The sequence below is a fragment of the Mesoplasma sp. JKS002658 genome, assembly GCF_023566355.1.
Classification (GTDB): Bacteria; Bacillota_I; Bacilli_A; order Mycoplasmatales; family Mycoplasmataceae; genus Edwardiiplasma; species Edwardiiplasma whartonense.
In genome coordinates this window covers 90,986-107,690 of sequence record NZ_JAKNSW010000002.1, presented here as the reverse complement: position 1 = coordinate 107,690, position 16,705 = coordinate 90,986, and the positions used below count along the sequence as shown (strand labels likewise).

The window sequence follows — 16,705 nt, the reverse complement described above, 5'->3', positions numbered from 1 at the left end:
CTATTCTTTTTCTCCTTTATTACGAGTTAAAACTTCGCAACCAGTCTTGGTCACTAAAATAGTATGTTCAAAATGAGCACTGTTCTGGTGGTCAACTGAATAGACGGTCCACCCGTCAGGACCAGTTTTAGTAAAACGACTCCCTTGTTGAACCATTGGTTCAATACAAATAACCATTCCTTCACGTAAACGCAGTCCACTATTAAAAGTTCCATAATTGGGAATAAAGGGATCTTCATGCATATCTAAACCGATCCCATGACCAGCATAATCTCGTGGCACAGAAAACCCAAAACTTTCCACATAATTTTGAATTGTTGCGCCGATGTCACCAATTCTTGCCCCTGGTTTTACCACGTTAATAGCCATTTCCAACGATTTTTCAGTCACCTCTATAAGTATAACATCTTTTTTGCTTTTTGGTTCACCACAAATTTTGCTAAAAGCTGCATCCGCATTGTATCCTTGATACATACACCCAGCATCAATTGAAACAAGGTCACCCTCAAGAATCACCCGATCTTGAGGAATTGTGTGAACTAATTGGTCATTAATTGAAATACAAATGTTTTTTGGAAAACCTTGATATCCTAAAAAATTCGGCAAACAGTTTTTAGTCTTTAAAAATTCGGCAAACGCTTGGTCAAGATCAAGTAAATTCGTCCCGACCTGAGCTTTAGTGTTAAGTAACTGTAATCCTTCAGCTAAAACACTTCCTGCTATTCGCATTTTTTCAATTTCTGCCTTAGTTTTAATTTTAATCATTTGACGTTCTTATTTTAAACTTTCTAAAATTTGTTGATAAGCGACATTAGCATCACTATCATGACCAGGAATTTTAATTACTTTTTCAATACTATGATAATAATCAACCAAAGGTTTGGTATTTTTTTCATATTCTTTTAATCTAATTATTACCTTTGCTGGTTCATCATCACTTCTCCGTACCAACTTAGTTCCATCATAATCACAAATCCCAGGTGTTTTTGGAGGACGACCAACTAAATTATAACTACGTTTGCACATTGGACAAACCAAGCGGTTGGAAATCCGGTCGATGATTACTTCATCACTGACTTGAATATAAAAGACTTTATCAATTCCCTTACCAAGTTTTTTTAACATTTCATCAAGAGCTTTGGCCTGAGCAAGGGTACGAGGATAACCATCAAAAATTAAGTTATCACTACGAGTATTAACCAAATAGCTTTCTACCATTTGGTTAACCAGAACATCAGGGACCAAATTTCCTTGATCAATGTACTTTTTACATTCTTTACCAAGAACAGTATTTTCTTCGATTTCCTTTCGCATAACATCCCCAGTTGAGAATTGGATAAATCCTTGATTTGTAACCAGTTTTTCTGCTTGAGTTCCTTTTCCAGAACCCGGAGCTCCCAATAAAATAATATTCATCATCAATCTCCTTCTATCAAATATGTGATTCTCGTTCTGATTTCACCAAATCACTATCACTAAACTTTTGTTTTTTCTTGTCAATAAATGATTGTTGGATCAATCTTCCCTTGACTTGTTGAATTGTTTGAATCGCTACAGAAATACAAATAATTAATCCCGTTCCTCCAATGGCAAATTGACTTGGTAAACCAGTAATCTTAGAAATAATGTATGGTAATACTGCAATTATCGCCAAGAAGAAAGCCCCAATAATCGAAAGCCGGTTAATTGTTCCACCCAAGAATTTACTAGTATCTTTACCTGGTTTAATTCCAGGAATAAAGGTTCCTGATTTTTGAAAGTTTTCAGCAATCTTTTCAGGATTAATCTGGACTTGGGCATACAAGAAGGTGAAGGCGATGGTTAATACCGCATAAATAACAATTCCTCACCAACTTCCAAATGATAAGATATTATCACAAAACTTAACAAACCCGCTGTTAGGACTACCGGCTCGAACAATTTGAGCAATTGTAATTGGAGTAGAAATAATCGCCGAAGCAAAGATGACAGGAATCACCCCGGCATTATTTAGTTTTAATGGTAAATAAGGAGTGTAGTCTTCAGATTTAACTAAACCAGACCCAGTTTGCTGAATTGGAATCTTTCTTTCTGCTTCGTTCATTAATACCACAAAGAAGATAATTAACAAGAAAACTACAACATAAATCACAAACTTAATAATTCCACTAAACAGCACTCCTGCAGCTTCGTGATTAGTTGAAATTCAGTATTGATAACTTGACTTAAAGTTGTTAGGAAAAGTGGTGATAATTCCTAAGAAAATTACAATCGAAATTCCGTTTCCTACCCCTCTGGTGGTAATTTGATCAGAGATTCATAACATCAAGTATGATCCTGCTAACATCACTAAGGGAATCAAAACATAATAGAAGGCAGCAGGAGCCATTCCCACTTGATCTCCAGCTGTATCTCATGCCAAACGAATAATCGGGTTTGCCCCACCATTCATGTTCGCAAGAGTAAAGACTGTGGCTTCTGCTTGCATAATCGCAAAAGGAACCATCAAGATTTTGGTTAAACGGTCGAGTTTTTTTCTTCCTCGTTCTCCAGACTTAGCCCAGTTAGCTAAAACTGGAATCACATCAGTTGATAACAACTGCACAATAATTGAAGCAGTAATAAAGGGTGAAACTCCTAAAGCAAGAATCGAGAACTTCCCAATGCTTCCTCCCCCTAAAGTAGACATCAGTTGGAAAAAATCCATTCCCTGAGCTTCTTGCATTGCTTTTTGATCAATTGTAACCCCAGGAACAGTTAAAAACATTCCCACCCGAATAATTACTAGCACAAAAAAAGTAAAAACGATTCGCAAAACTAAGTCCTTGTTTTTTACAAAGAAATTATTTTTGTCAAAATCGTTAACTTTTACCTTCTTAGGCTCTTTGTGCAATCTAGTTAATTTATTTTGTTTAGTTTTAACTACCTTAGCCACCTAAATTACCTCAACAGTTCCCCCGTTTTTTTCAATCATGGCTTTTGATGATTGAGAAACTTTGTTTACTTTTACCTTAACCTTTTTAGTTAAAGTTCCCTTTGCCAAAATTTTTACTAAGACTTTATCATTTTTAATGATCTTGTTTTCCACTAAAGTTTGGTGGTTAATCTCATCAAAAGTGAACTTTTCGATTTGGTCTAAGTTAATTAAAACATATTCCTTTTGATTATGGGAGTTAAAACCGATTTTTGGAATTCTTCTAAACAAAGGAGTTTGTCCCCCTTCAAATCCTGGACGAGTTCCCCCTCCACTACGTGAGTTTTGCCCCTTGTGTCCACGAGTGGCAGTTTTCCCTTTTCCAGACCCAGTTCCGCGACCAATTCTGGTTTCTTTCTTTCGACTACCAGTGGTTGCTTTTAATTCGTGTAATTTCATCGTTTATTCACTCCCTACTAGCCTTCTTGTTGTTGTTCTTTATTATCAACCTTAATTTGGTCAACTTGTGGTTCTTTACTAAAACGTAAAGCTTGCACCTGATTTCTGGTTTGGATGTTTTCTAATCCAGCAATTGTGGCACGAATCATGTTGATTGGACTATTTGATCCTAATGATTTAGCATAAATATCACCAATTCCTGCTAATTCAATCACTGCTCTTGCTGGTCCTCCAGCAATTACCCCTGTTCCTTCTTTAGCTGGTTTAATTAACACTTTCCCAGCCCCAAAGTTTCCTAACACTTCGTGAGGAATTGTTGTTCCTCGTAAAGGTACTCTAATAAGGTGTTTATGAGCTTCTTTTACCGCTTTTTTGATTGCATCAGGCACTTCGTTAGCTTTACCAGTCCCAAAACCAACTTGTCCTTTCTTGTTTCCAACCACAACAACAGCAGCAAAACGGAAGTGTCTTCCTCCTTTGGTAACTTTAGTAACCCTACGAATTGTTACTACTCGTTCTTCAAATTCTTGTTTTTGATCAACGCGAGGACGACGGTTGTTTTTGTTATCACGACGTGGCTTAGAAAAACGACGATCGTTATTTCTTGGTGCTGATGAATTTTGGTCATCAGCACTAGGTTGTTCTACTACATTAACAGTAGTTTGGTTTTTATCAATTTGTGTCATCATCATTGTCCTTTCTAGAATTTAATTCCGTTTTCACGCATCGCTTCAGCAAATGCTTTGACTTTTCCGTGATATAAATAACCACTACGGTCAAAGACCACTTCTTCGATTTTAGCGTCTTTTGCTTTTTTAGCTAACTCTCCAGCCACAGCAATTGCTGCTTGAATGTTTGCCTTGTTTTTTAAATCGGTCATTTTTAAAGTTGATGCTGAAACTAGGGTTGTTCCAGTCGTATCATCAATAATTTGGGCATAGAAGTTAGTGTTTGATTTATAAACATTTAAGCGTGGACAGTTAGGTGTACCACTGATCTTGCTACGTACCCGAAAGTGACGGCGTTTTCTTGCTTCTGGTTTTGTATATTTCATTTCCTACCTCTTACAGCCTATTTACCAGCTGCTTTCCCTTCTTTTCTAATAATGTGTTCATCAACATACTTCACTCCCTTACCTTTATAAGGTTCAGGACGACGATATGACCGAATATCAGCAGCAGTTTGACCAACCAATTGTTTATCAATCCCTTTAATTACCAAACGCGTTGGTTTTGGTGCTTCAATACTAATTCCTTCGGGAATCAAGTATTCTACTGGGTGAGAGAAACCTAAAGAAAGGTTAACTTTGTTTCCATTCACCTGAGCACGATACCCAACTCCGACGATTTCTAATTCTTTAGTATATCCTTGAAACACCCCTTCAATCATTCCGTTAATGATTGAATTAGTCGTTCCGTGTAATTGTTTGGTGTGCTTGTTTTCATTACTCCGAGTAATGTGTAATTGTTGATCAACTTGTTCAATTTTAATTAATGGTGAAAAGACTCTTGTTAAAGTTCCTTTTGGTCCTTTAATCATCACTTCATTATTTGGTTGAACACTAATTTCAACACCCGCAGGGATGGTTAATAATCTATTTCCAATACGTGACATATTTAACTCCCTTTCTATCAGACAAAAGCCAAGACTTCGCCACCAATTTTTTGGTTACGAGCGACTTTTCCCGTCATGATTCCTTGTGATGTTGAAACAATTGCGATTCCTAACCCATTTAATACTTGAGGAATTTGATTTGCTGGTGCATAAACTCTTAGGCCTGGTTTTGAGATTTTTTTCAACCCTTGAATTACCCGGATTTTTCCTTTGTATTTCAAAGTAATAGTTAAAGTTTTTTTCACATCACCAACCACTTCGAATGCTTCAATAAACCCTTCGTTTTTTAAAATCTCTGCAATTTGGATTTTCATCTTACTTGCAGGCATGATCACTTGAGGTAAGTAACGTTGGTTCGCATTCCGAATTCTGGTTAACATATCTGCGATTACATCTGTTGTCATTTCTCTATTCTCCTTTTAATCTCTCTATCATGAGGCCTTTTTTACACCAGGAATTTGGCCATCGTATGCATACTTTCTAAAGCATAGACGGCAAATACCAAACTTTTTTAACACCGCGTGAGGACGACCACAGTTTTTACAACGAGTGTAGTTTCTCACCCTAAACTTTTGGTGTTTGGCTTGTTTTACTTTTAATGATTTCTTTGCCATTTTTTCTTCTCAATTCCTTTCTGAGTATTATTTTGCAAAAGGCATTCCCATTTTGTCCAAAAGGGCCTGTCCTTCTTGGTTATTTTTCGCAGTTGTCACAATCGTAATATCCATTCCCCGAATTTTTTGCACTTTATCATAATCAATTTCAGGGAAGATAATTTGTTCTTTGATTCCTAAAGTATAGTTTCCAAACCCATCAAAGGCAGTTTTTGAAACTCCACGGAAATCACGAACACGAGGAAGAGAAACGTTAATTAAACGATCTAAGAAATCATACATCTTTCTCCCTCTTAGGGTTACTTTGACTCCAATTGGCATTCCTTCACGCAACTTAAAGACTGCTAAAGATTTTTTTGCTTTGGTAATCAAAGGTTTTTGGCCAGTAATTAGAGCAAGTTCTCCAGCTGCTTCTTCAATTCTTTTTGAATCATGCACTGCATCCCCAATTCCCATATTAATGACGATTTTACTAATTTTTGGAACTTGCATCACTGATTTATATTCAAATTCTTTAAATAATTCAGGAACGATGTTTTCCCTGTAGTTTACTTCTACGCGACTTTTATTCATCTTGACTTGTTCCTTTCCTATTTAATTGCTTGTCCAGATTTTTTGGCTACTCGTTGTTTTTTTCCATCAACTACTTGGAATCCGATGCGAGTAGTGGCATCTTTTTTCTTGGGATCAACAAAGGCAACATTTGAAATATGAATTGTTGCAGGAATTTGTTTTAACCCCCCCTGAGTATCAGTTTGATTAGGTTTTTGGTGTTTAACCACTTCCACTCCTTGGACTGACACTCTGGTTTTATCTTTTGATATTCAGGTAATTGGCCCGGTTGCTCCTTTGTGAGAACCAGCAATTACTTTGACAATATCACCTTTTAATAATTTTGCTTTTGCCATTATCTTGTTCTCCTATAAAACTTCGGGAGCAAGTGAAGAAATCTTCACAAACCCAGCTTCTTTTACCTCTCTAGCAATTGGACCAAAGATTCTAGTTCCCCGTGGGTTTTTATCTTCTTTGACCAAAACTGCTGCATTTTCACTAAATTTAATATAAGTACCATCCCCGCGACGTAGTTCTCGGGTTGTGCGTACAATTACTGCTTTCACAACTTGACCTTTTTTAATTACTGCTCCAGGAGTAGCACTAATTACTGAAGCTACAACAATATCACCAATGCTAGAAAACTTCTTTTTTGAACCACCCAGGTTCCGAATCACTCTTAATTCCTTTGCTCCGGAATTATCAGCAACTTTTAACTTACTTAATTCTTGAATCATCTCTCAATTTTTCCTTTACTAAGTACTAAAGTACAGCTTTTTCCACAATTCGCACTAAACGGAAGTTTTTAGTAGCAGCAAGGGGACGAGTTTCCATAATTTCGACGCGATCACCGATATGAGCAATTTCTTGTTCATCGTGAGCTTTGTATTTCTTTGAATACTTTACGCGTTTTTTATAAATTGGGTGGTTTTTATAAGTTTCAACTAAAACAGTGATTGTCTTGTCCATTTTGTCAGACACGACTCTTCCAGTTAAAACCCGACGTTTATTTCTTTCCATCATCAGCATCTCCTTTTGCTTCTTCTTCAACAGCTGTAGTTAAACTATCAGCTGCCCCATCTTCTTGGTCTTGTTGCATTTTTGTTTGTAATTCTTCAATTTTTTTCAGTTGTTGTTCACGCACTTTTTTCCCATCAAGATCAGCTGCTTCGACAGCCTTGTTATAATCAGCCTTAATGGTTTTATTAGTGTCTTGCCCTTGGTGTTTTAACTCTCCTAGCACCAGTTCAATCCGAGCAATTTCTTTTTTAATGAGTTTAATACGGTGAGTTTGTTCTAAACTACCCAATACCGCTTGAAATTTCAACGCAAATAACTCGGCACGTTTTTCTTCACCAGTTTTAATTAAATCTTCAACACTTAATTTTCTTAAATCATTAATTTGGTTTGTTTTAGGCATTAATCTCACCTCTCTTCACAAATTTACATTTGATTGGTAACTTGTGCATTGCTAAGCGAAGCGCTTCACGAGCAACTTCTTCACTCACTCCGCCCACTTCAAACATCACAGTTCCTTGTTTAACAACTGCTACTCATTCTTCAGGATTCCCTTTTCCAGATCCCATCCGTACTTCAGCAGGTTTTTTTGTTCTTGCCATTTGGGGGAAAATTCGCAATCAAACTTTCCCGTCCCGTTTCATATAACGCGTCATAGCAATCCGCGCTGCTTCAATTTGACGAGCAGTAATTCAAGCACCATCCAAGGCCATTAATCCATATTCACCAAAGTCGACTTTTTTAGCTCCTTTAGCTTTTCCTTCATAACTAACACGGTGAGGTTTACGATATTTTGTTCTTTTAGGCATTAACATAACTATCTCTTCCCTCCTTGGTTTTCCCCTTCAGGGGTCGTTTTACGAGCATTATTGCGGTAGTTGGGATTGTTTCCTTCGCGACGAGGACGACGTGAGTCCCGACGGTCGTTACGAGGATTTTTCCCTAATTCTGGAGTTTCGCTACGGGTGAATTTTCCAATGATTTCTCCATGATTAATTCACACCTTTACTCCGATTTGACCATAAGTAGTTTTTGCTTCGTATAAAGCATAATCAATGTTTGCTCTTAAAGTAGAAAGTGGTACTGAACCTTCTAAATATCCTTCAGTCCGCGCCATTTCAACGCCTCCCAATCGACCAGAAACAGAGGTTTTAATTCCCTTTACACCCGCCTTTAAAGCACGGCGAATGGCTAATTTTTGCACCGTTCTAAATGATGCCCGGTTGGTAATTTGTTCACCAATTCAGCGAGCAACTAGAGTGGCATCAGCATCAGGATTACGAACTTCAACTACCTTAACACTAACCTTTAAGTTTTTATCCTTAGCGGTTTTTTTCACAGTCAAAGCAATCTTTTCAATGTTTTTCCCTTCTGCTCCCAACACGATTGCTGGACGAGCAGTACGAATAATTAAAGTAATTTCTTTTTTAGTACGTTCAATATCGATTTTTGATACCGCAGCATCCTTTAATAAAACTAAAAGGTTGCGACGAATCTTAATATCTTGGTTTAATCACTTTACATACTCTTCTTTTTCCGCATATCAACGGTTTTCTCAATCCCTTACAATTCCTAAACGTAAGGCATTTGGTGATACTTTTTGTCCCATTATTCTCTCTCCTTCCTATCTTTGATCACTCACAACAATTGTGATGTGAGAAGTTCTTTTTAAAATTTCATAAGCGCGACCATGAGCACGAGGACGGAAACGTTTTAAAGTCGGCCCTTCGTTTACATAGGTTTGAGCGATAAATAATTTATCAGCTTCCATCCCGTTGTTGTTAACTGCATTAGCAATTGCTGAGTTTAACAATTTTAATACGGGTTCTGCTGAACGTTTATCCAAGTTTTGCAAAGTAGCGATTGCTACAGCAACTGGTTTATTTCTGATGGCATCGACCACAAGGCGAACTTTTCTTGGGGAAATGCGAATCATACTTAATTGTGCTTTTGCTTCCATTTTGATTCCTTATCTCCTATTTCTTAACCTTGTTATCCCCATGACCACCAAACTTACGGGTAGGGGCAAATTCACCTAACTTGTGACCAACCATATCTTCAGTAATATAAACTGGGATAAATACTTTTCCGTTATAAACACCAAAAGTATGTCCGATGAATTCTGGGAAAATAGTTGATCTACGTGATCAAGTTTTAATAACTTCTTTTTTTTCTCCTAAAGCAGCGACTTTTTTTAACAAATAGTCATCCACAAAAGGACCTTTTTTCAATGATCTTGACATATATCCTGCTATTTCCTTTCTTACTTACTACGACGTCTTACAATCAATTTTTGTGAAGACTTCTTCTTATTGCGAGTTTGCACTCCCAGAGCTGGTTTACCTCAAGGAGTCACAGGACCTTTACGCCCAATTGGCGCACGTCCCTCTCCCCCTCCATGAGGGTGATCGTTGGGGTTCATAACTGATCCTCTGACGGTTGGACGAATTCCTTTTCAACGGTTTCTTCCAGCCTTTCCTCAATTAATTAAGTTATGTTCTTCATTACCAACCACTCCGATTGTAGCTAAACATTCACTTAACACTTTTCGAACTTCTCCAGAACTCAAACGTAAAATGGTATATTTAGTAGTTTCGTCACGACCAACAATTTGTACTGAAGCACCAGCTGATCTAGCCATTTGTCCACCCTTACCTGGCTTTAATTCCACGTTGTGAACTAAAGTACCATCGGGAATATTTTTTAAAGGTAGGGCATTTCCCACCTTAATATCAGCATCAAGAGCACTAACAATACTCATCCCTACGCTTAATCCTTTTGGAGTTAAGATGTAACGTTTTTCACCATCCACATAATTAATTAAAGAGATAAACGCGTTTCGGTTGGGATCGTACTCAACTGTTGCTACTTTTCCGATTACATCAAACTTGTTTCGTTTAAAGTCGATGATTCGGTATTTACGTTTATGTCCTCCACCTTTATGACGAGTGGTAATGTGACCTTGGTTATTGTGTCCTGACTTTTTATTTAATGATGTTACTAATGACTTTTCTGGTTTATCAGTAGTTAAAACCTTTTTATAGTCAATAGTTGTCATATTTCTCCGACCGTTGGTCGTTGATTTATACTTTTTAATTGCCATTTTCTTCCCTTTCATTTCTTGCTTAATAAGCAACGCTTACATTAATCTACCTAAGGGTTAGGTCTTTCTATAAGTCGTTTAAGATTGCTAATTGTTCCCCTGGCTTTAAGGTAATAATTGCTTTTTTATAATTACTGGTGGTTCCATCAAAACGTCCTAAACGTTTGTGTTTTCCATCATAATTCATGGTTCTGACACTTTGCACTTTAACTTCAAAAATTTCTTCAAAAGTTTTTTTGATTTGCGTTTTGTTAGTTCTTTTATCAACTACAAAAGTATAAGTACCATTAGCGTGACCTAGATAACTTTTTTCAGTTAATAAAGGTTTTTTAATTACTTCAGTTACGTGCATTAGGCATAAACCTCCTCTAATGCTTGAATTGCTTCTTCAGTTACCAATAATTTGGTTGCATTAACTAAATCTAAAACATTAATTTGGTTCTTGCTAATCACATTAACCTTTTGAATGTTTGCTCCTGATTTAACAACCAATTGATCACTTTCTTTAGTTACAATTAAGACTTTTTGATTATCAATTTTTAGGTTAGTCAACACTTCACTCATTTGCTTAGTTGAAGGTTCACTAAAGATGAATTTATCCACAATGATTAAGTTTTCACTTTGCGCTTTATCAGCTAGTGCTGACTTCATTGCCAATACTCTCACTTTTTTATTAACAGTTAGTTTATAATTCTTTTCTCCAGTCGGTCCAAAAGCAACTCCTCCACCTCTTCATTGTGGTGCACGAATTGATCCTTGGCGGGCACGACCAGTCCCTTTTTGTTTTCAAGGTTTTCTTCCTCCACCTGAAACTTCAGCACGAGTTTTAACCTTGCTAGTCCCTTGGCGCGCAGCAGCTTGTTGAGCTAGGATTACATCAAACATCGCTTGAGTGTGAGGAGTAATTGCTCAAATATTATCGTTTAGTTCAAGGTCTTTAAGTTTAGTACCTTTAACATCAATAACTTGTGATTTCATTTAAACTTTCCCTCTCTTAAGCTTCTGTGTCAGCAGCTGGTTCAACACTTGGTTGCACCAAAGGTGCTGGTTCTGCTTTTCTAACTAAAATGCTTGCTGCTTGATTACTTGCTTTGTGCTTCACGTTTTGACGAATTTGCACAAAACTATTTCTTGGTCCTGGTACAGACCCCTTGATATAAACTAAGTGGTTGGCTTGGTCAATTTGTACCACTTCCAAGTTTTGGATGGTTACTTTTTCTGCTCCCATATGCCCTGGCATTTTCTTTGATTTGAAAATCCGGTTAATAATCGCTCCCATTGAACCAACCCCGCGGTGGTATCCTGATCCGTGTGCCATTGGTCCAGTGTGATAATTATGTCTTTTAATTGAACCAGCGAACCCTTTCCCTTTTGAAATTCCTGTCACATCGACAAATTCACCATTGGTGAAAAGATCTGCAGCATTAACTTCTGCTCCTTGCTCAAATCCTTCCATCCCTCTGATTTCTTTTACGTAGCGCTTAGGATTGGAACTAGCCTTTTTAAAATGACCAGTTGCAGGTTTATTTACTAAGTTTTCACGTTTGTCTTGTACACCTAGTTGTAACGCTTGATATCCGTCTTTTTCAACGCTTTTAACTTGTAAAACTTTGTTTGGTTGCACATCAATTACAGTTACAGGAATTAAACTCCCTTGTTCTGTAAAGATTTGAGTCATGCCAACCTTACGTCCTAAGATTCCTTTCATTCTTATTTCCTCCCGATTGATAATCACATGTATTTTGTTAATTTATTTCTTTATCTTAAAGCTTAATTTCAATATCAACACCACTTGGTAGTTGTACTCTTGCAAGCACATCCATCGTAGTTGCTGATGGGTTTGAAATTTCTAAGATTCTTTTGTGTGTTCTCATTTCGAACTGTTCACGTGAATCTTTGTACTTATGAACAGCTCTTAAAACAGTAATGATTTGCTTTTCAGTTGGTAAAGGAATTGGGCCTTTAACTTGAGCACCAGTTCCTTGTGCTGCTTCAATAATTTTTGAGCAACTTTGATCAACTGTTCCGTGATCATAACCTTTTAATTTGATTCTGATTTTTTGTTCAGCCATCTCTAAAATCTCCTATTTAACGACAACTCGTTCCAGCGTGTTGTCTTTTACGCACACAAAATACACATGCAAGTTAGATTATAGCCGTATTTTGAAGCAATTAAAAGTAAATTTTTAAGAAATTTTCTAAAAGTTAAATTAGTTAAAAAACCGCATAAATAAACGATTATTTTAAATATATACTGTCCTATTTTGATACATTATATTTGACCTTTAGTTCGTTAATTTTCACTTGTTCATCAAAGGTTAAATTTCCAAACCGATGCAGATTATTTATTAAATCATTCAACGCTTTTAAATCAGTTACCTTAGTAAATAAGAAAGGTTTGATTTCTTTTAAAGAATAAAGCAAATCATCATAATTCAAATTTAGAGACTCAAAGATTTTCTGACATAAACTCTTTCATGCAAAATAAGTCAAATTCCTAGTAGTTTCCATGAACTCAACCAAGTACTTAACATCTTGAGTTAAGTTATAGTAATGAAAGAATTCTGTTTGTCTTGCTTCTAATATTGGAGCAAATTTTGATTCAAGTGCACGAATAACGCGATTACGAATTAAAAAGATTAAAGGTTCCTCATAATTAATAGCAAGCTTTAAATGGTGGTGATTTTGCACTTCAACATAGCCCTGACAATAAACTTGCTGCTTGATTAAATCAACTAGATGAAAAGTTGCTAATCAAGAATCATCAAATAGTTTTTCATCAATTTCATAAATTAATTGCTGATGATTACTAAAACTAATTTTATTTTCCTTACCCAGTTTAATTAAATAGTTCCATCGATAATTAGGATCACTGATATCAAAATTAGCATTCACTAAAAAACCGTTAATATCGATTAAGGGTTGATGAGTTAATTCTAAATAATTCTTTGTTAATTGATCATCATTTAACTTTCAAAAGGTTTGGTTATTCTTTTGATAACTAACAAGAATTTTAGGAAGCATTGTTAGGGCAAATGATTCTTGGTTCAGAATTTGATTAGTGAACTTGTTAAAGGCTAAATAAACCACTCTAGTGGGATTAAAGTCTAAATAAAGGTCAAAACGCAAAGCAAAATATCTACTAGTAGAATTAACTCCCTGATACATAGTTTTGATAATTGGATCTACTTCGTATTTTAAAGCGCGGTTTCAGTTTGCATTTTTAAAACTAGCTTTTCAAATTGATTGGGGGATAAATTCAAATTTTTGATCACCAATTAAATATGAAGATTGATCTTGATTAACTTTAGTAATTTCAACAAGAACAGTTCTGGTTTGTAAAAATAACATGCTTTAATTCCCTTCTTTTGTTAATCATACAAAAAAGTAATAATTTTTAAAAATTTGTTTTCTCTTTTATTTATCTCACTGTGTGATATTCTTAAATTAATACAATTAATCAGATAAAAGATCTGTTAAATATAGAGAGGTAAAAGAATGAAAAAAACCAAAAAGGCTAAACCTGCTAAAACAAAGAAACCTGCTAAAAAAGTTAAAGCTAAGAAAACTGCCAAAAAGGTCGCTAAACCAAAAAAAGCAACAAAGAGTAAAACTAAAAAACCCAAAGTTAAAGCAAGCAAAGCTAATAAAAAGACCAAAAAGGCAAAGAGTAAAAAAAGTAAGAATGCTAAAGGTGCTACTGCAATTAGTGCTTCAACCAAAGCTCAAGTTAACTTAGTTGAGCACCCAGTTTTAAAAATTAAACCAATTACTAATCTTTCTAGCGAAGAACAACACCAAGTCTTAGAAAACTTAAGAGCATTAGCAAAGTCACAAACTACTTTTGCTGATAAATACTATGTGCTTGATAGTGGATTAGTGGTGATGATTGCTACTAGCAAAAAAGATATTCGTGGTATTAAAAAATATTTACGAAGATAATTTTCATAGATTTATTAATCTTTTCAAGAGTGCTAAGCGCTCTTTTTTATTTACAATTCGATTTAAATAAGTATGGTTATAATCCTCAAGATGTAGCTGATATTATTCAGGGAGTTTATCCTGAAAACCAAAGTCTTTAGACCTTTAACATAAATTTTTCTTAACCATTCTTTCGCCTCATCTTGAACAACATAACGATTTTTCTTTTTTTCATTAGCAATAAACTCACCCTCAAAATCCTAGTAAAAACCTTTAAGATTGTAGCAATCTTCTTATATCAGTTCGATAAGTGAATCCATTGTTATTAACACAAGAAAAAAGAAGTCCCAAAAACTTATTGCAGTTATGACTTCTTTTCTCTTTTTTAGTTTTATTACTCATTATTTAAAATGAATCTTATTGCTACTTAAATAAGGAAAAGGTAAATCCTCATAAGCATCAATGTATGGTTGTGACTCTTTAGTCATTTTCACTAACAAATAAGAAGGTTGATCTTTATATTGCTTAATATCTCTCTTGATAAAAGCAATTACATCCTCGTCTTCTAACTTGTCAATCTTAGTAAAATTCTTCCCGTATTTTTCAGTATAACGAAATAATCTTGGTGAAACCGAACCAAAAGCTCACGTGTCAAAATCACCCTTAAAAAGCACTGCTCCAGTTTGATTAAAATAATCTTGATCAAGTAAATACAAAACCCGGTGTAAAGTTACTAATTCTGTAATTTTATACCTTTCATAAAGATGCTTTGCAACAACTAAAATATCTGGTCTACTAACTTTTTTTATTTCCATAAATTATTCTCCTCGCTTTTCTTAATATTTATTCTTCGACAAAAAATTTAGAAATAAATTATTTAAGAGTTAAAAAGTAAGTTTTTCAACTCCCTTAAGAATACGAGGAAAATGGGAATTATTTTTCACTTTTCTCAGTATTTAAGAAATCTAACCCATAGTAACTTAAACCAACTTCAGTAATAAAGTTATATGGTTTATTGAAATGGGGTAAAAAGAAAATATCAATTAATGGCAATTCATCAATCAAGGTTTGTTTTTGAATCAAACCAGCAAATAAGTAAATTACTTCACTATGATTTGCTTCACTAATTACTTGTGCTCCAATAATCCGGTGTGATGCTTTTTCATAGACAACTTTTAAAGTCACAAGGTTGTAAGTTTTCATTCATTCGGGACGGTCAGCATCAGTATACGTGATTTGTTCATAATCAATGTTACATTTCTTCGCCATCACTTCAGTAACTCCACAAGAAGCTAGTTTTCACCCAAAGACATCAATTGCGTTTGCTCCAGTAAATCCTGGTGATTTCATCTTGTTGTTTTGAATTACATTAACTGCAGCAAGAATTCCTGTTCTCACCGCAGTAGTTGCTAATTGGATTGGCATTGCTTGGTTGTAAGCAACATTATATACTTGTGAACAATCCCCAATTCCATAAATATCAGGATTGCTAGTTTGTTGATATTCATTGGTTTTAATCGTTCCCCTTGGATCTAACTCAACAACCCCCTTTAATAAATCGGTTTGAGGTTTAACTCCCACACACACAATTGCATAATCAGCAGCAAAAGTGCCCTTATCAGTTTTGATTTGTTTTAACACACCACTTTCATCAGCAAGAAACTCTTGAACAAATTGACCCAATTGTAAATCAACTCCTTGTTCTTTCATGGCATTTTCCACTTTTGATGAAAAGAGCTCATCATAATAATTTGGCATAATTCGGTCAGCAGCATCAATTAAAGTAACTTCTTTCCCTGCAGAAACAAACGCATCAACTAGTTCTACACCAATATAACCAGCACCAACCACAGCGACTTTTTTAATGCTTGCATCGTTATTAACAGCAGCAATCTTTTCTCCTTGTTCATAGTTTTTAACCACAGTTACATTAGGATTATCCAATCCCTTGAAAGGAGGAGTTGCTGGTCAAGTACCAGTCGCTACAATTAACTTGTCATAGTGGTCAACTACTTCTTGACCGCTTTTCATATCTTTAAAAGTAACTGTTTTCTTATCAGCATCAATTCCAGTTCAATCATGTTTAGTGTGAACTTCAATTCCTTCTTTAGCTAATAACTCTGGACTAGCATAAAACAAGTCTTGAGGACTAGTGATTGAACCCTTAACTCATAAGGCAATTCCACAACCTAATAAAGAAATTTTGTCTGACTTGTCATAAGTAATCACTTCCATTTTTGGATCTAATTTTTTTAAAGTTCTAACCGCAGTTGTTCCTGCATGATTAGTACCAATAACAATTGTTCTCATAATTTTATCTTTCTCTCTTCTACAAAATTAAAAACAAGTATCAAGGCGATACTTTGCTTTAATTATAATGCTGCTTAAATCAGAAATTATAGAAATAATAGTAGTTTTTAAAGGAATATAAGATTTTTTTAAACAAAATGAGGTTATGAGGGTAATAATTGTGAATCTTTTAACTAACTCCAGAAAAGAGCAATAACTATCGACCAGTTAAATTACTATTAC

27 protein-coding genes are annotated in these 16,705 nt (G+C 35.3%); 1 reads left to right on the top strand and 26 read right to left on the bottom strand.

What is annotated here, in order from left to right:
- The 24 genes from map to LD125_RS02455 form a co-directional block, all read right to left on the bottom strand.
- Positions 1-765 carry a type I methionyl aminopeptidase gene (gene map / locus LD125_RS02570; protein ID WP_250137115.1) on the bottom strand — a complete coding sequence of 255 codons (765 nt, stop codon included), beginning with the start codon at positions 763-765 and terminating at the stop codon, positions 1-3.
- Between the two features lie 9 nt (positions 766-774).
- Positions 775-1,416, bottom strand: a complete 642-nt coding sequence (locus LD125_RS02565; protein ID WP_250138372.1) for an adenylate kinase — start codon at positions 1,414-1,416, stop codon at positions 775-777.
- Between the two features lie 13 nt (positions 1,417-1,429).
- Positions 1,430-2,914: a preprotein translocase subunit SecY gene (gene secY / locus LD125_RS02560; RefSeq protein WP_250137512.1), complete on the bottom strand. Its 1,485-nt coding sequence runs from the start codon at positions 2,912-2,914 to the stop codon at positions 1,430-1,432.
- Positions 2,915-3,352 carry a 50S ribosomal protein L15 gene (gene rplO / locus LD125_RS02555; protein ID WP_250136361.1) on the bottom strand — a complete coding sequence of 146 codons (438 nt, stop codon included), beginning with the start codon at positions 3,350-3,352 and terminating at the stop codon, positions 2,915-2,917.
- Positions 3,353-3,369: 17 nt separating this feature from the next.
- Positions 3,370-4,038: a 30S ribosomal protein S5 gene (gene rpsE, locus LD125_RS02550; RefSeq protein WP_374982219.1), complete on the bottom strand. Its 669-nt coding sequence runs from the start codon at positions 4,036-4,038 to the stop codon at positions 3,370-3,372.
- Positions 4,039-4,052: 14 nt separating this feature from the next.
- Entirely contained in the window at positions 4,053-4,406 is a 354-nt protein-coding gene (gene rplR, locus LD125_RS02545; RefSeq protein ID WP_250136360.1) for a 50S ribosomal protein L18, read from the bottom strand.
- A gap of 17 nt (positions 4,407-4,423) precedes the next feature.
- A complete protein-coding gene (gene rplF / locus LD125_RS02540) occupies positions 4,424-4,966 on the bottom strand; it encodes a 50S ribosomal protein L6 (RefSeq protein ID WP_250136359.1) in 543 nt (180 codons plus the stop codon).
- A 14-nt stretch (positions 4,967-4,980) separates the two neighbouring features.
- Positions 4,981-5,370, bottom strand: a complete 390-nt coding sequence (gene rpsH / locus LD125_RS02535) for a 30S ribosomal protein S8 (protein WP_250136358.1) — start codon at positions 5,368-5,370, stop codon at positions 4,981-4,983.
- Positions 5,371-5,394: 24 nt separating this feature from the next.
- Positions 5,395-5,580: a type Z 30S ribosomal protein S14 gene (locus LD125_RS02530; RefSeq protein ID WP_250136357.1), complete on the bottom strand. Its 186-nt coding sequence runs from the start codon at positions 5,578-5,580 to the stop codon at positions 5,395-5,397.
- Positions 5,581-5,607: 27 nt separating this feature from the next.
- Complete coding sequence (gene rplE, locus LD125_RS02525) at positions 5,608-6,153, bottom strand: 50S ribosomal protein L5 (protein ID WP_250136356.1); 546 nt, start codon at positions 6,151-6,153, stop codon at positions 5,608-5,610.
- Positions 6,154-6,170: 17 nt separating this feature from the next.
- Positions 6,171-6,488, bottom strand: coding sequence for a 50S ribosomal protein L24 (gene rplX, locus LD125_RS02520; protein ID WP_250136355.1), 318 nt, complete (start codon positions 6,486-6,488; stop codon positions 6,171-6,173).
- Positions 6,489-6,500: 12 nt separating this feature from the next.
- Positions 6,501-6,869 carry a 50S ribosomal protein L14 gene (gene rplN / locus LD125_RS02515; RefSeq protein ID WP_250136354.1) on the bottom strand — a complete coding sequence of 123 codons (369 nt, stop codon included), beginning with the start codon at positions 6,867-6,869 and terminating at the stop codon, positions 6,501-6,503.
- 25 nt (positions 6,870-6,894) lie between these two features.
- Positions 6,895-7,155 (bottom strand): 30S ribosomal protein S17, encoded by a 261-nt coding sequence (gene rpsQ, locus LD125_RS02510; RefSeq protein ID WP_250136353.1) that lies wholly within the window; start codon positions 7,153-7,155, stop codon positions 6,895-6,897.
- A complete protein-coding gene (gene rpmC, locus LD125_RS02505; RefSeq protein WP_250137513.1) occupies positions 7,139-7,552 on the bottom strand; it encodes a 50S ribosomal protein L29 in 414 nt (137 codons plus the stop codon). The genes rpsQ and rpmC overlap by 17 nt, the downstream gene beginning before the upstream one ends.
- Positions 7,545-7,964, bottom strand: coding sequence for a 50S ribosomal protein L16 (gene rplP, locus LD125_RS02500; RefSeq protein ID WP_250136351.1), 420 nt, complete (start codon positions 7,962-7,964; stop codon positions 7,545-7,547). Before rplP ends, rpmC begins: the two co-directional genes overlap by 8 nt.
- Positions 7,965-7,966: 2 nt before the next feature.
- The gene (gene rpsC, locus LD125_RS03990) at positions 7,967-8,758 is read right to left on the bottom strand and encodes a 30S ribosomal protein S3 (RefSeq protein ID WP_250136350.1); all 792 of its coding nucleotides are present in this window, start codon (positions 8,756-8,758) and stop codon (positions 7,967-7,969) included.
- Between the two features lie 15 nt (positions 8,759-8,773).
- Positions 8,774-9,109, bottom strand: a complete 336-nt coding sequence (gene rplV / locus LD125_RS02490; RefSeq protein WP_250136349.1) for a 50S ribosomal protein L22 — start codon at positions 9,107-9,109, stop codon at positions 8,774-8,776.
- Between the two features lie 16 nt (positions 9,110-9,125).
- Positions 9,126-9,392 (bottom strand): 30S ribosomal protein S19, encoded by a 267-nt coding sequence (gene rpsS, locus LD125_RS02485; RefSeq protein ID WP_250136348.1) that lies wholly within the window; start codon positions 9,390-9,392, stop codon positions 9,126-9,128.
- Positions 9,393-9,412: 20 nt separating this feature from the next.
- Positions 9,413-10,252 (bottom strand): 50S ribosomal protein L2, encoded by an 840-nt coding sequence (rplB, locus tag LD125_RS02480; RefSeq protein ID WP_250136347.1) that lies wholly within the window; start codon positions 10,250-10,252, stop codon positions 9,413-9,415.
- Positions 10,253-10,319: 67 nt separating this feature from the next.
- Positions 10,320-10,604 (bottom strand): 50S ribosomal protein L23, encoded by a 285-nt coding sequence (rplW, locus tag LD125_RS02475; RefSeq protein WP_250136346.1) that lies wholly within the window; start codon positions 10,602-10,604, stop codon positions 10,320-10,322.
- On the bottom strand, positions 10,604-11,230 hold the full coding sequence (gene rplD, locus LD125_RS02470; RefSeq protein ID WP_250137514.1) for a 50S ribosomal protein L4: 627 nt from the start codon (positions 11,228-11,230) through the stop codon (positions 10,604-10,606). The genes rplW and rplD overlap by 1 nt, the downstream gene beginning before the upstream one ends.
- 16 nt (positions 11,231-11,246) lie before the next feature.
- On the bottom strand, positions 11,247-11,960 hold the full coding sequence (rplC, locus tag LD125_RS02465) for a 50S ribosomal protein L3 (protein ID WP_250137118.1): 714 nt from the start codon (positions 11,958-11,960) through the stop codon (positions 11,247-11,249).
- A gap of 55 nt (positions 11,961-12,015) precedes the next feature.
- Positions 12,016-12,324 carry a 30S ribosomal protein S10 gene (gene rpsJ, locus LD125_RS02460; protein WP_250136343.1) on the bottom strand — a complete coding sequence of 103 codons (309 nt, stop codon included), beginning with the start codon at positions 12,322-12,324 and terminating at the stop codon, positions 12,016-12,018.
- Positions 12,325-12,511: 187 nt separating this feature from the next.
- Positions 12,512-13,603 (bottom strand): hypothetical protein, encoded by a 1,092-nt coding sequence (locus LD125_RS02455; protein WP_250137515.1) that lies wholly within the window; start codon positions 13,601-13,603, stop codon positions 12,512-12,514.
- 147 nt (positions 13,604-13,750) lie between these two features.
- Here LD125_RS02455 and LD125_RS02450 point away from each other — a divergent pair, with 147 nt between their 5' ends.
- Positions 13,751-14,194: a hypothetical protein gene (locus LD125_RS02450; RefSeq protein WP_250137516.1), complete on the top strand. Its 444-nt coding sequence runs from the start codon at positions 13,751-13,753 to the stop codon at positions 14,192-14,194.
- Positions 14,195-14,574: 380 nt separating this feature from the next.
- Here the strand turns inward: LD125_RS02450 and LD125_RS02445 are convergent, their stop codons facing one another.
- Together LD125_RS02445 and LD125_RS02440 are read right to left on the bottom strand one after the other, a co-directional pair.
- The gene (locus LD125_RS02445) at positions 14,575-14,988 is read right to left on the bottom strand and encodes a type II toxin-antitoxin system antitoxin SocA domain-containing protein (protein WP_250137517.1); all 414 of its coding nucleotides are present in this window, start codon (positions 14,986-14,988) and stop codon (positions 14,575-14,577) included.
- Between the two features lie 118 nt (positions 14,989-15,106).
- Positions 15,107-16,483, bottom strand: coding sequence for an FAD-dependent oxidoreductase (locus LD125_RS02440; RefSeq protein WP_250137518.1), 1,377 nt, complete (start codon positions 16,481-16,483; stop codon positions 15,107-15,109).
- Between the last annotated feature and the right edge of the window lie 222 nt (positions 16,484-16,705).